General features: G+C 59.4%; 13 protein-coding genes. 7 read left to right on the forward strand and 6 right to left on the reverse strand.

Annotated elements, in window-relative coordinates; all coding sequences use genetic code 11:
• Positions 1-73 precede the first annotated feature (73 nt).
• On the reverse strand, positions 74-880 hold the full coding sequence (locus tag AB7933_RS10130; RefSeq protein ID WP_024074196.1) for a TatD family hydrolase: 807 nt from the start codon (positions 878-880) through the stop codon (positions 74-76).
• 236 nt (positions 881-1,116) lie between these two features.
• On the opposite strand from AB7933_RS10130, the gene AB7933_RS10135 reads away from it, so the two are divergent.
• The 3 genes from AB7933_RS10135 (at position 1,117) to AB7933_RS10145 (ending at position 3,644) form a co-directional block, all read left to right on the forward strand.
• Positions 1,117-2,538, forward strand: coding sequence for a transglycosylase SLT domain-containing protein (locus tag AB7933_RS10135; RefSeq protein ID WP_024074197.1), 1,422 nt, complete (start codon positions 1,117-1,119; stop codon positions 2,536-2,538).
• Between the two features lie 103 nt (positions 2,539-2,641).
• Positions 2,642-3,076, forward strand: a complete 435-nt coding sequence (locus AB7933_RS10140; RefSeq protein WP_024074198.1) for a DoxX family protein — start codon at positions 2,642-2,644, stop codon at positions 3,074-3,076.
• A 259-nt stretch (positions 3,077-3,335) separates the two neighbouring features.
• Entirely contained in the window at positions 3,336-3,644 is a 309-nt protein-coding gene (locus AB7933_RS10145; RefSeq protein ID WP_041160873.1) for a hypothetical protein, read from the forward strand.
• 4 nt (positions 3,645-3,648) lie between these two features.
• Here AB7933_RS10145 and AB7933_RS10150 read toward each other — a convergent pair whose 3' ends face one another.
• Genes AB7933_RS10150 through AB7933_RS10160 form a run of 3 tightly spaced genes read right to left on the reverse strand, consistent with a single transcriptional unit; the run spans position 3,649 to position 7,001 of the window.
• Positions 3,649-5,337 carry a Gldg family protein gene (locus tag AB7933_RS10150; RefSeq protein WP_024074200.1) on the reverse strand — a complete coding sequence of 563 codons (1,689 nt, stop codon included), beginning with the start codon at positions 5,335-5,337 and terminating at the stop codon, positions 3,649-3,651.
• Positions 5,338-5,352: 15 nt separating this feature from the next.
• The gene (locus AB7933_RS10155) at positions 5,353-6,078 is read right to left on the reverse strand and encodes an ABC transporter permease (protein ID WP_024074201.1); all 726 of its coding nucleotides are present in this window, start codon (positions 6,076-6,078) and stop codon (positions 5,353-5,355) included.
• A complete protein-coding gene (locus AB7933_RS10160; protein WP_024074202.1) occupies positions 6,075-7,001 on the reverse strand; it encodes an ABC transporter ATP-binding protein in 927 nt (308 codons plus the stop codon). Before AB7933_RS10160 ends, AB7933_RS10155 begins: the two co-directional genes overlap by 4 nt.
• Positions 7,002-7,255: 254 nt before the next feature.
• Here AB7933_RS10160 and AB7933_RS10165 point away from each other — a divergent pair, with 254 nt between their 5' ends.
• Together AB7933_RS10165 and greB are read left to right on the forward strand one after the other, a co-directional pair.
• A complete protein-coding gene (locus tag AB7933_RS10165) occupies positions 7,256-8,431 on the forward strand; it encodes a hypothetical protein (RefSeq protein ID WP_024074203.1) in 1,176 nt (391 codons plus the stop codon).
• 126 nt (positions 8,432-8,557) lie between these two features.
• Positions 8,558-9,031 carry a transcription elongation factor GreB gene (gene greB, locus AB7933_RS10170; RefSeq protein ID WP_041161124.1) on the forward strand — a complete coding sequence of 158 codons (474 nt, stop codon included), beginning with the start codon at positions 8,558-8,560 and terminating at the stop codon, positions 9,029-9,031.
• Positions 9,032-9,076: 45 nt separating this feature from the next.
• Here the strand turns inward: greB and AB7933_RS10175 are convergent, their stop codons facing one another.
• Both AB7933_RS10175 and AB7933_RS10180 read right to left on the reverse strand, forming a co-directional pair.
• Entirely contained in the window at positions 9,077-11,587 is a 2,511-nt protein-coding gene (locus tag AB7933_RS10175) for an ABC transporter permease (RefSeq protein ID WP_024074205.1), read from the reverse strand.
• Entirely contained in the window at positions 11,587-12,270 is a 684-nt protein-coding gene (locus AB7933_RS10180; RefSeq protein ID WP_024074206.1) for an ABC transporter ATP-binding protein, read from the reverse strand. Before AB7933_RS10180 ends, AB7933_RS10175 begins: the two co-directional genes overlap by 1 nt.
• Positions 12,271-12,280: 10 nt before the next feature.
• Here AB7933_RS10180 and AB7933_RS10185 point away from each other — a divergent pair, with 10 nt between their 5' ends.
• A complete protein-coding gene (locus AB7933_RS10185) occupies positions 12,281-12,886 on the forward strand; it encodes an arylesterase (protein WP_024074207.1) in 606 nt (201 codons plus the stop codon).
• 58 nt (positions 12,887-12,944) lie between these two features.
• Positions 12,945-13,238 carry a hypothetical protein gene (locus AB7933_RS10190; RefSeq protein ID WP_016972348.1) on the forward strand — a complete coding sequence of 98 codons (294 nt, stop codon included), beginning with the start codon at positions 12,945-12,947 and terminating at the stop codon, positions 13,236-13,238.
• Position 13,239: the final 1 nt, after the last annotated feature.

Here is a 13,239-nt window from a genome sequence, read left to right on the forward strand (position 1 = left end):
AACAGCATTGGCAAGGTGCCATTATAGTGCCGCTATTGAGGAAAATCATTTTGACGTGGGTCAATGCGCCGCATCAATCCACGACAGGCAGCCCGAAAAAGGCGCGGGCGCAGGCGGTGCTGTGTCGGGCCAGGTCTTCCATGCTTTCGTTGCGGTGCAGGGCAACTTCGCGCAGCACTTCTGGCAGGTAGGCCGGTTCATTGCGACCGTTTTTTGGCTTGGGGCGCAGCGTGCGCGGCAGCAGGTAGGGCGCATCGCTCTCCAGCATCAGGCGGTTTCGGGGTATTTCCCTGACCAGTGGGTGCAGGTGTGTGCCACGGCGCTCGTCGCAGATCCAGCCGGTGATGCCAATGTGCAAATCGAGGTCGAGGTAGCTGAACAGCGCTGACTGTTCGCCGGTAAAGCAATGCACCACGGCGGCAGTCAGGTGGTCGCGGTAGTCCTTGAGGATGTCCAGCAGGCGCTGGTTGGCGTCACGTTCGTGCAGGAACACTGGCAACTTCAGTTCGACGGCCAGGGCCAGGTGTGCCTCCAGGACTTTCTCCTGCTGCGGGCGCGGGGAAAAATCACGATTGAAATCCAACCCGCATTCGCCTACGGCGCGAACGCGCGTTTCGTTGAGTAAGCCGCGCAGGCGCTGGTCGCTATCACCGTTCCAATCGCTGGCGGCGTGGGGATGGATGCCGGCGGTGCTGAACAGGCGTTGCCCGCTTTCATCGAGCTTTATGCACAACTCCAGCGCTTGTTCGCTACCCTCGATGCTGGTGCCGGTGAGCACCAATTGTTGCACGCCAGCGGCATAGGCTCGGTCAAGAACGGCCTGGTGCTTCTCGTCGAAACTGGGGTTGGTCAGGTTGACGCCGATATCAATGAGTTGCATGGTGCTATCTCCGCCTGCGGCCGGAAAGCATATCAGAGCTGTAGATTTATAAGAAAAACGAAGAACTACAACGAGTTATAGCTGTCTTTGAACGTCGCAAGCGACATTGTGGTTGGCGAGTCGCCCTGCCTGATGCCGCCGTTGCGTGCCTTGCCAGCGCATAAAGCGCTCTGTTTCTGACCTCCAGTCCTGCGTTTTTCGCGAAGGTGCTGGCCAGTATTCTTTCCGGAGAGCGGATGATCCGACCCTCGGCGTTGCTTATATTGTGCCTGACGTTACTGCTGCCCATGGCGGCGGTCGCGCGTCTGGACGGGCCGCTGGAAGTGACCAAGCCCAGCAAGGTCCGCGACCTGGCGGAGATTCGCTCCAGTCGCACCCTGCGCGTGCTGGTCAACCAAAGCCGCAACAGTTCCGGTGAGATTCAGGGCCAAGCCATTGGTGTCGAATACCATCGCCTGCGCGCCTTCGAGCAATACCTCAATGGCCATGCCCGTGACGGCCAGGAAATCAACCTCAAGATCATCCCCAAGGCCAAGGATCAACTGCTCGGTGCGCTGGCGCGTGGCGAAGGCGACCTGGTGGCGCCAGGTGAGTTGCTGGATATGAAGGCGGCCCACAGGATCAGTACGAGTGACCCGATCGCCAGCGGTGTGCCGTTGTGGCTGGTCGGGGTGAAGGGCGAGCGACGGTTTACCAAGCTGGAGCAACTGTCCGGGCGCACCCTGGCGCTGACCACCGGCAGTGCAGCGGCGGATGCCATCAGCCAGGTCAATCAGAAACTGGCCCTGCACAAGCAGCCGCCGATCAAGGTGGAATGGGTCGACCCGACGCTGGCCGTGGAGGATGTGCTGGAGATGGTCCAGGCCGGGATATTCCACCTGACCATTGTCGAGAAGCCGATTGCCGAGCGCTGGTCAAAGATCCTGCCCAAATTGCGCTTCGACAAACAGGTGGTTATCAACGAGCCGGGTGATGAGTACTGGTTCGTGCGCCAGGATGCTTCGATGCTGCGGGCGAGTATCGATCGTTTCCTCAAGAGCTACCGAACCCCTTCCGATCAGGATGTGGCGTTCCAACGGATCTACCGTCGCCTTTATCAAGTACGTAACCCATTGGCCCGGATCGACCGCCAGCGCCTGGAGAAACTGCGCCCCATCCTGCAAAAACACGCGCGCGAGCAGGGCATGGATTGGCTGAACCTCGCCGCGCTCGCCTTCAAGGAGTCGGCACTCGACCCGGGCGCGCGTAACAGCGGCGGGCCCACGGGGTTGATGCAGATCACGCCTTCGGCGGCGCAGCGGGTGGGGGTCAATAATATCGAAAGCCTCGACAGCAACGTGCAGGCGGGGGCGCGCTACCTGGCGATGATCCGCCGCAAGTTTTTCGCCAGCCCCAAGCTTAACGAGCGCGAACGCATGGCTTTTGTCCTGGCGGCCTACAACATGGGGCCGGAGCGGGTGCAGGGCATGCGCACCGAGGCGAAACGCCGGGGGCTTAACCCCAACCAGTGGTTCTTCCAGGTTGAACGCATTGCCATGGAGCAGGTGGGGATGAGCGGCGTCAGCTATGTTAATAGCGTCAATAAGTACTATCTGGCGTTTGATCGGGAACGGGAGTCCCTGGAGCCGTCGGGGCCAAAAATCGCCTCACGAAAATAATCGAATATATCGATATTTATAAGGCATTTTTTCGGCTTTTATCATTGCCTAAACTGATTAATATAGCGGCCAACCAACCCCTACTTTAAAAAGGATTCGCACCATGAGCCCACTGATCAAAAACCTCCTGTCCACCCGTGCCGGTTATGGCCTGACCATTCTACGCATCGTCGTCGGCATCATCTTTGCCGCCCACGGATCGCAAAAGCTCTTTGGCTGGTTCGGTGGCTACGGCTTGGCGGGCACTGCCCAATGGATGGAAAGTATTGGCCTGGCGCCAGGCACCTTGATGGCGCTGTTGTCGGGAGGGACCGAGTTCTTCGCTGGCTTGGCGTTGATCATTGGCCTGTTGGCACGCCCAGCGGCATTGGGCCTGACCATCCTGTCGCTGGTGGCGATCTTCTCGGTGCATATCCACAACGGTCTGTTCATGGCCAACAACGGTTATGAGTTCGCACTGGCCCTGTTGGGCGGCTCGCTGGCGGTGCTGCTGGAAGGCGCTGGCAAACTGTCTGCCGACCGCGCCATCGCCCACTGATCCTTGCGCAAAACCCTGGAAAGGCCCGCCTGTGCGGGCCTTTTCGTTGCCTGGGATTCTTGACACCGCCCCACCGGCTTCTCTAGGATGCTGCCCATGCGCCGATTTAAACAGCTAATTGCGGGGCGCCACAGGGACTCGATGCAGCCCGACAGAAGTCAGCTCTCATTCAAGGAGCGTGCTTCGAAATACCGCTAAAGCGCTGGTTCGGTGTTGCCTCTCACCTGCCCGCAGACTTTTGAGGCAGAGACTCGACACGATGAATGCACTACGCCCCCTCATACGCCTGGCCCCGATCACCGCGGACCTCACCCAACGCAATCCAAAAATACTCCTGGGCGGTAAGCACCAGCCGACGCTATTGCGTTACCTGGACGGCTGGCCACGTCGCACCGGCCGGCCTTCGGCATTCCTGATCCAGTTTGTCGAAGATGGCGATTCCCTCGCACGCTTCGCCAGCAACAGTTTTGACCTTGCGGTGATCCAGGCCCCCACTGCTGGCGACGCTGCCGAGGTGATTCGCCAGTTGACGCGCATTGCACGACAAGGCCTGATTGCGCGCCGTTGAGCCTTCAGTACAGCGCGGTGGCAGGTATCGGCCGATGGCGACGCTGCCATCGAAACAGCCCCGCGGCGAGCAAGCAGAGCAATGCAGGCATGGGTGCTATCACCAACCATTTCACCTTGCGCTCCAGGCGATGCAGCGGCGCGTAGGCCTCCATCCTCAGCGCATGCAGTTCCATCGGTAAGCGCAAGCGCTCTTTGTTGAGTGCTTGCAACTGGGTATTGGTGTCGACCACCTCGGTGCCGAGGGCTGTCGCCTCGGGGTTCAGGCGCTGCCATTCCTTTTCGGTTTGCGCCAGTCGTCGCTCAAGATCGTTCGCCCGAGTTTGATAGGCGTGTGCGGTGGTTTCGCGCAGGTTGGCCAGTGTTTGCAACGAACGCGTCATCACGCGTGGTCGAATGTCCGCAAGTACAGAAGGGGCTGCCAGGTTATCCAGGGTGTTCAGTACAAACAGGCTGTTGCCGTGTGGTGCCGAACTGCTGATTTCCTCGCTGAGTACATCCGTGTCGGCAACCACCACGACATGGATCTGGGCGGCTTTTTGCAGGCCGGGTGGCCGCCCGTCAATGCCGTCAGGAAACGCCGAATAAGCCGCCCCCTCAATGCGAGCCGCGATGACGTGATGTTCGCCTTGTGGGACGATTTCGCTGTCCGGTGCGCCCGGTTCCAGCAAGGCTGATTGCTTGGAGCTTTGCAACAGCGGGGTGAAGGTGGTCCGGCTGTTGTCCAGGGGAAGAAGGGCACCGCTGTTTGACACCGTCACCGATTCCAGTTTCCAGGTGCTGACGTCGCTCTCGTTCATCGCTTCTCGCGGCAGCGTCAGCAGGCCGGGTTCATGCTCCGATGAGGCGTAGGTACGATCGAGCAGTATCTTGTCGCTTTGCATATGGATACCCCACGCAACAAGCAGCCCGTCAAGCCTGGAGGCAGTGGGGGGTGTCTCGGGATCCATATCGCTCAGTGGATCGATAAACATCAATAACTTGCCGCCCCCCAGTACAAACTGATCTACCGCGTAAAGGGTTTGTTCGGACAGCATGCGCGGGTGCACAAGCATCAGGGTTTTGATACGCGCAGGGATAGGGTGGGCACTCGCCTCCAACTCGATAAGGTCAAAGTGGCCACGCAGTTCTTGCACGAGCGGCTCGATCAGCTCTCCTGCAGGCAGCCCTGATAGCAGTCCGATAACAGGAGGGGTGGGGTGGAGCAACTGGCTGATCAGGTGGCTGATTTCATACTCCAGTAAGTGTTCCCTGTCCGGTCTGAATGATTCGATGCGCTGTGCGGCGTGACCGTCGCGGGTGCCGATCAGGCCCAGGAAACCCTGCTGATCGTCGAGGCCATAAAGCCCCGCTTTGTAGGCGTCCTCTGAAAAAGGTGCGGGATCAATAATATGCAGGTTGATCCTGCCTCTGGCCGCTTGTTCGAAGGCCTTCAGTTTTGCTTCGACGCGTTTGCCGTACTGTTTCAACGTATTGCTCTTCAAGGCGGGCTTGCTGGCGTTGAAATAGTAAAAGTCCAGTGGGCTGTCCAATGTGGCAAGTAATTGCATTACGGCAGGCGACAACGAATTGTTTTTTTGTTGTGAAAAGTCCCAGCGTAGATCAGGAAGTTTAACAACCCACACCAGATTGAATGCCAGGAAAAGTAACAATATGACACTCAGCGTCATACCGGTGCGCAGAGCGGATCGCATCGAGAACGCTCCTTCTCAGCTGTTTTTATAGTTGAGGGTAATAGTTGTCGCGCAGAGAAAGGCAAACATCATACTGATGAAGTAAAGGCTTTCATGGAGGGTCAGCAAGCCGTGATCAATGATGCTGAAGCGCAACGATGGACTAAGGGACATCAAACTGTCGAGAGCCCATATTGGCGCTTGATGTTCAAGAGCATCAAGTACGGAGGCCAAACCACTGGCCGCCGACAGCAGGCTCAGCGTCAATAGGAAAATGACCAGGCGCCGGCTGGTTAATACGCAAATAAAACAACCTACAGACAGGTAACTGCCGGCCAACAACCAACTGGCCAGGAATTGCGAGGCAATCAGCATGTTATCCGCCGGTCCCAGTACATTGACTGCCATCACCATCGGAAACATCAGCACTAATGCCACGCCAGTAACAACCCAGGCTGCGAGAAATTTCCCCATCACCAGTGGGGTGGGTTTGATAGGCATTGTTTTTATCAGGTCGCCAAAGCCGCTCCCGTGCTCGTCCGCCCAGAGTTGCGTCGACAGGGCTGGGATCAGTAACAGGTACAGCCAGGGGTGCCATTCAAAGACGGCCTGCAAATCACTGCTGTTTCGCTCCAGCAGTTCGCTGGTGTGCAACCCCAGTGATGCCGAAAGCACCAGGAAGATGGCGATGCTCAGGTAGGTGGCCGGTGAAGAAAAATAGCTTGCAAGCTGGCGCTTGAAAACGGGGAGCAGCAGTTTCAAAGGGAAGCCTCTTGGCTCAAGTGATGAACAACATCATTCAGGCGGCCTGGCTCCAGTTTCAGTGAGTGTATTGGCCAGTACCGGTCGGTAATCAGTGCGCTGACAGAGGGGTAAATGGTGTGGCCTGGCATTGCGAGAACGGTCACCGTGCCAGGGCTGTGGCGATCCTCTTCGATACCTGCAACGCCTGGTAGTACCGCGAGGGCCAGTAAATCAGGCGCGGACTCCGAGGCCAGGGTCACGGCGCGGAAGTGCCGGGAGCTACGCTGCAACTCGGGCATCGGCGCATCCGCCAGCAGGCGTCCACCGCCGATGACCAGGGCGCGGGTGCAGATGCCGGCCAGTGCTTCGCAATCGCGTGAAGCGACGATGACGGTCATTTCTTCGGTCAGGGACTGGATAAGTGTCCTGAGCTTGCCTTGCTGATGCGGCGCCAGGCCGTCAAAGGGTTCGTCCAGCAACAGGACCCCTGGGTCATGCAGGATGGCCTGGGCAATCGCGACTTTGCGCTTGAGACTCGGGGGCAGTGTGTGGATCGGATAGCTGAGTACCGATGACAATTCGAGCCGGGTGACGGCGCGTTCCACCCGACTGCGCTTTTCGGCACCCTGGAATCCGCGGAGGGAGGCGATGTAGTCGAGCAGGTCCCTGATGGACATCCTGAGGTGGTTGATGCCGGACTCGGGCTGATAACCGACGGCCATGCGGGCTTGGTGTGCATGGGTTTGGGGATCGAACCCCAGAATGTTCACCTGCCCTGAAGACGGGCGGAGTGAACCCGCTATCATCTTCAGAAGTGTGGTTTTACCTGCGCCCTCCATTCCAAATAATCCAAGGCATTCTTGGCGCTGGGCAGAAAATGAAACATTACTGATGACAGTCTTTTTGCCCTGGTATTTGGTCAGGCTGCTTATCTCGATCATTATGTTTTTCTGCTGATTGTTCGGGGTGTATATGAAGAGGAAAGCGCCTTGGTTGAGAGGGGCAGGGGCTCGGATTTAAAAATGGTACTTTTAATGTCTGAGATTGAAAATGCTGAATTACGTTAATAAGACAAGTCCTACGTTCAGGATTAGAGTGCGCTGAAACAATCGTTCGGTGACTAATGCGTATTAATGGTCAGATGTTTATCTGATGTTTAAATAAGACTTGCTTATCGTCATGAGGCCCGACAACCATGATGCTTTTACGTACCCTTGTTCTTGAACGCTCCGGTGAGGATGCTCCGGTCAACGGTGCACTGCTCTGTGGTTTCGCTGTTCCTCAAATTGCCTCGAACTTTCTTGTCTACAGTCTCGATGAAGAAACGGAGCCTGGGAACTCGCGGGTATACGTCGCCGCATTGCGTAAGAAACTTGAGCGGTATTTTCTGGGCGGCGTCGACGCTCAGGAAGACCTGCAAGTTGCAATGCGGGTATTTAAACAAATATTGACCCTGGCAGCGTCAGGTGCCAGATCCGGCAACGCTACTGAAACCCAGATTCCCTATCACTTTGTCGATTTGAAAGGCTGCAAGTTGCCCCCTGCCAGGCCAGAGGATCATCATTCCGTAATTATCAAGAAAGCGTTGGTGATGAAGGTGATCACCCTGGGCACTTCTGCTCCTGCATCACCGGCCATCGAAAGTGCCACTTTGATTGTGCCGTCCATTCGTTTTTCTTCGCAGATGGTCTCGCCGCCCAAGGTGGCGAGCCAGCCTGACTCGGCCCAGCCGCCCCTGCTTGAACAACTGGCGGAGCCTCAGCCGGAACCCCAGCCGGAGCCTCCCATAGTCCCTGCATCAACTGAGCTGGCGCCTGTTCCTCCGGTGCTTGGTGCGCGACCGACGTTGGGCGCCCAGCCGGAACACAATTCGTTGTTTGAGGTGGACAGCACCCTGACGAACCTTGCACGCGTTGCCCAGGATTTGACGCAACAGAAACAGGTTGTTCTCAAGCAAGAGGAGGCACTTGAGCAATGGCGCGTCCGGTTGCAACAGGACCAGGCGGATCTGGAGCAGAAACGTCAGGAACTGGTTAACCGAACATTGGAAAAAGAAGCCACCCTGCAGTTGCAGGCCCAGGCGCTGGACAGCCGTGAAGCCCAGTTGGCGAATGATTCGAGCGCGCAGCAGCATGAGCAGCGCCAACTTGATGAGCGTGCTCATGCCCTTGAAAAGCGTGTCTCCGAGATCAAAAGCCAGGAGTCGTTGGTTCACCTGCGGGCAGAGAAGGTGTCGGTTACGATTGCGCAACTGTCTGGCCTGCGACAAAACCTGCACGCAATGCTGACCGAACTGGATCAGACCCTGGACTGTCTCGCCAAGACTGAGCTGGCTCAACCCAGCGACGATTTTTGGGCGATCTCGGTTTGACCTGATAGTGACCGTCGGCCTGGCAACTTTGTCGCGTTCATTTATCATCACTCTCTGTTCGCTGACGCCTGGCCTTGATGCTGCGGCGTATTGGAATCAATGGACATTGCCTGGGGATGCACGCGTTTGAGTACCAAGCTGATTACCAAAGAAGGTCATGAGGCGCTGAAGAAAGAGCTGGATTACCTGTGGCGAGAAAAGCGGCCGGACACCACACGCAAAGTGACCTGGGCCGCTTCCTTGGGAGACCGCAGCGAAAACGCGGACTACCAGTACAACAAGAAGCTGCTGCGTGAGATCGATCGGCGGGTGCGCTACTTGCGCAAGCGCCTGGAAGACATGCGCGTGGTCGAGTACATGCCCGAGCAGGAAGGGCGAGTCTTTTTTGGTGCCTGGGTCGATATTGAAAACGAGCAGGGTGAGACCAAGCGTTTTCGTATTGTCGGCTATGACGAGATTTATGAGCGGATGGATTACATTTCCATCGATTCGCCCATGGCTCGCGCGTTGTTGCGCAAGCAAGTCGATGATGAGGCCATCGTACAGACCCCGAGTGGCGAAGTGTGCTGGTGGATTACCGGTATCGAGTATGTGAAGTAGGCAAGGATGGCCCGTGCTCTGTGAAGAGCACGGGCCATCGGCGTTTCAGCCTTCGCGTAATACCGTCAGTGGACTGGCATTCAGCGCGCGGCGCGTTCCGAAGACCCCGGCGCCACCGATCAACACGGCACCGATCAATGGCAGGAGCAACAACCAGGGGTGCGGGTGCCAGACCAGGTCGAAGGCATAACGGTACAACACCCAGGTCACCAACTCGGTGCCCAGTGCCGCAAGCAAGCCACTGACTGCACCCAGCAAGCCGAATTCGATGCGCCGTGCCTTGACCAGCAACTTGCGTTCCGCGCCTAGCGCACGCAATAACGCGCCCTGACGGATTCGCTCATCCAAGGTCGCCTGCAAGCCGGAGAACAGCACCGCCATCCCCGCGGCCAGGACAAACAGCAGCACATATTCCACCGCCAGGGTCACTTGGGCGAGGATGCTGCGCAGTTGTTCCAGCAGGGCTTCGACCTGCAGGATCGTCACGGCCGGAAAGGCGCGTGACAGGTCGACGATCTGCTGGTCGTGGCCGGGGGCCAGGTAGAAGCTGGTCAGGTAGGTGGCTGGCAAGTCCTTCAAGGTGCCCGGCTGGAAAATCATGAAGAAATTGGGCTGGAAGTTATCCCAATTGATGGTGCGCAGGCTGGTGACCCGCGCTTCACGATTTTCACCGCCGACACTGAACACCAGATGGTCATCAAGCTTGAGCTTCAAGCTTTGTGCGACCTTGGCTTCTACCGAGACCCCGGGGATATCATCGGGCGCTTGTTGCGCCCACCAGGCGCCGGCGGTGAGGGTGTTGCCCGGTGGCAGGTCGGCAGCCCACGTCAGGCTCAGGTCACGTTGCACGGCACGATCGCCGCTGGAGTCCTTGCTGACAATTTCCTGTACCGGTTCGCCATTGATGCTGATCAGTCGGCCTGGCACCACCGGATACAGCGGCGCCGATTGCGCCTGCAGGTCCAGCAGGCGTGCACCAAAGGCTTCCTTGTCGGCGGGCAGGATGTTCAGCGCGAAGTAGTTGGGGGCGTCCTTGGGCAACTGGTTTTGCCAGGTGTCGAGCAACTCGCCGCGCAGCAGGGCGATCAAGCCCATGGACAAGAGGATCAGGCCAAACGCCAGGGACTGGCCGGCCGCCGCCAATGGGTGTCGCAGCAACTGGCCCAGGCCCAGGCGCCAGGGCAGGGATGCGCGGGCCAACAGGCGGCGCAGGCTTTGCAACAGCAGCAGGAGCAGGCCGCCGAGGATCAGCGCGGCGACCACGCCTCCGCCCAGCAAGGCGAAGGTCAGCACCAGGTCAAGGCTCAGGCGCCACATGATCAGGCCCAGGGCGAACAGCGCCGCGCCATAGACCATCCAGGTGCTGGAAGGAATAGGCAGCAGGTCGCGCCGCAGCACGCGCAGCGGCGGTACACGGCCCAGCGCCGCCAGTGGTGGCAGGGCGAAGCCGGCGAGGGCAACCAGCCCGGTGCCGATCCCGGCAACCGCCGGTAACAGCCCGCCCGGTGGTACGTCTGCGGGGAGCAGGTCGTGGAGGAAATAGAACAGGCCGAACTGCGCCAGCCAGCCGAGCACGGCGCCGGTCAGGCTGGCCAGCAGTCCCAGTACGCTCAGTTGCAGGCTGAACAGCAGCATGGTTTCGCGGCGTGACAAACCGAGACAACGCAACAACGCGCTGGCATCGAAACGTCGGCTGGCAAAACGGTTGGCCGATAGCGCTACGGCGACCCCCGCCAGCAGCACGGCCACCAGGCTGGCCATGTTCAGGTAGCGTTCGGCCTTGCCCAGGGCGCCGCCGATCTGCTGGTTGCCGTCCCGCGAATCCTGCAGGCGCTGGTTGGCGGCGAGCCCCGGCTTGACCAGGTCACGATAGGTTTGCAACGCCGTGCTGCCTTGCGGCCCACGCCACAGTTCGCGGTAGCTGACACGGCTGCCGGGTTGCACCACGCCAGTAGCGTCCAGGTCCGCCAGGTTGATCATCACCCTCGGTGTGAGGCTGTAGAAATTGCCGGCGCGATCCGGTTCGTAGGTCAGTATGCGGGCCAGGCGTAGGGTCTTCATGCCGACATCGATGCTGTCGCCAACCTTGAGGCCCAGTGCCGTCAGCAACCGCGCTTCCACCCAGGCTTCACCAGGTTTCGGGCCGCCGCCTGGGGTTTCATCCCCAAAGGGAGCGGCTGCGCTCTTCAGCTCGCCGCGCAGCGGGTACTGCTCGTTGACCGCCTTGATGCTGGAGAGTTGGATGCCGCTGTCGGCGGCGATGACGCTGGAGAACTCCACGACGCGCGCGTGATCGAGGCCCAGTTCGGTGCCGGAGCGGATCTGCTCCGGGCGTGCGGGCGAGCTGCCTTCAAGTACCAGGTCGGCGCCAAGAAACTCGGTGGCCCGCAACATCATGGCGCCGTTGAGGCGCGCACCGAAGTAACCGATGGCGGTACTGGCCGCCACGGCCACCAGCAAGGCGAAGAACAATACGCGCAATTCGCCGGCGCGGGCATCGCGCAGTAATTGGCGCATGGCAAGACTGAACAGGCGCAACAGCGGCAAACGTGCCATCAAGGCTCCAGGGGCGCGACCATCAGGCCGGCTTCAAGGCGGATCAGGCGTCGGCAACGATGGGCCAGACGCTCATCATGGGTGACGAGCACCAGGGTCGTGCCGTTCTCTTTATTGAGCTCGAACAGCAGGTCGCTGATTCGCTCGCCGGTATGGCTGTCGAGGTTGCCGGTGGGTTCATCGGCAAACAACACGTCCGGTTCGGCGGCGAACGCGCGGGCGATGGCCACACGTTGTTGCTCGCCCCCGGACAGCTGGCGCGGCGAGTGGGTCAGGCGTTGGCCCAGGCCGACGCGTTCGAGCAAGTGCTTGGCGCGCTCGCGAGCGTCTTTGCGGCCATCGAGTTCCAAAGGCAGCATGACGTTTTCCAGGGCGTTGAGGCTGTCGAGCAACTGGAAGGATTGGAAGACGAAACCCACGTGCTCGGCGCGGATGCGCGCGCGCTGGTCTTCGTCGAGGCTGCTCAGGGCTTGGCCGGCAAGGGTGACTTCGCCGCTGCTGGGCAGGTCGAGCCCGGCCAATAGGCCGAGGAGGGTGGATTTGCCGGAACCCGAGGCGCCGACGATAGCCAGGCTATCGCCCTGGTTCAGTTCCAGGCTCAGTTCGTGCAGGATAGTCAGTTCACCTTCCGCGCTGGGAACCACTTTGCTAAGGTTTCGCGCGGTGAGAATGCTTGCGCCCATGGAGAATCCGATGCGAATGTGGTTTTTGAGTGCTGGCCTGGCCTTGATGTGCATGGCCCAGAACGCAGCGGCGGGTACAGTCCTGATCGTTGGCGATAGTATCAGTGCCGGTTTCGGACTGGATACCAGCAAAGGGTGGGTAGCCTTGCTGGAACAACGGCTCAAGCACGAAGGTTTCGACGACAAAGTGGTCAACGCCTCCATCAGTGGCGATACCAGTGCCGGAGGCCTGGCGCGGCTGCCGGCGGCGCTTGCAGCGCATCAGCCGGACGTTGTGATCATCGAACTGGGAGGCAATGACGGCTTGCGTGGGCAGCCTCCCGCACAATTGAAACAAAATCTTGCATCGATGATCGACCAGTCCAAGTCCAAGGGCGCCAAGGTGCTGCTGTTGGGCATGCAGTTGCCACCCAACTACGGCCCGAGATACACCCAGGCGTTCGCCGAAGTCTACGGTGCGCTGGCCAAGGAGAAGAGCGTCCCGTTGGTGCCGTTTTTTCTCGACGGGGTCGGTGGCCATCCCGAGTTGATGCAGGCCGATCAACTGCACCCGGCGGTCGGCGCCCAGGGTAAGTTGCTGGAAAATGTATGGCCGACGCTAAAACCGCTGCTATGACGCTTTTCTACCGGCAGGCTTTCGGCTAAGGTGGCGCCCCCCCGATTTGGAGCCCTCGATGTCGCGTCCTGCCTGGTCCTTGTTTAACTACCAACTGATCGAGCCGGACGAGCAGCTGGATCTGTTCGCCTGCCAGGAAGTCCGGGTGCATCTGGTCGCGCGTCAACTGGAGCTGGGGGGCTCGATCGACCGCACGCTCTGCGGCACGTTATTGCCTGCGCAGCCACGCTGGTCGTCGGTGGATCGCTCGATCTTCCAGGACCAGCGGCTGTGCCCTCTGTGCCGGGCGATCCTCGAATCCCAGAAGCGCGGCACGCCGCCAATCTGGCCGGAGCTGCGTTTCGAGCTGTAGG

This window comes from Pseudomonas gorinensis, from assembly GCF_042015035.1.
In the GTDB taxonomy this organism is placed as follows: domain Bacteria; phylum Pseudomonadota; class Gammaproteobacteria; order Pseudomonadales; family Pseudomonadaceae; genus Aquipseudomonas; species Aquipseudomonas gorinensis.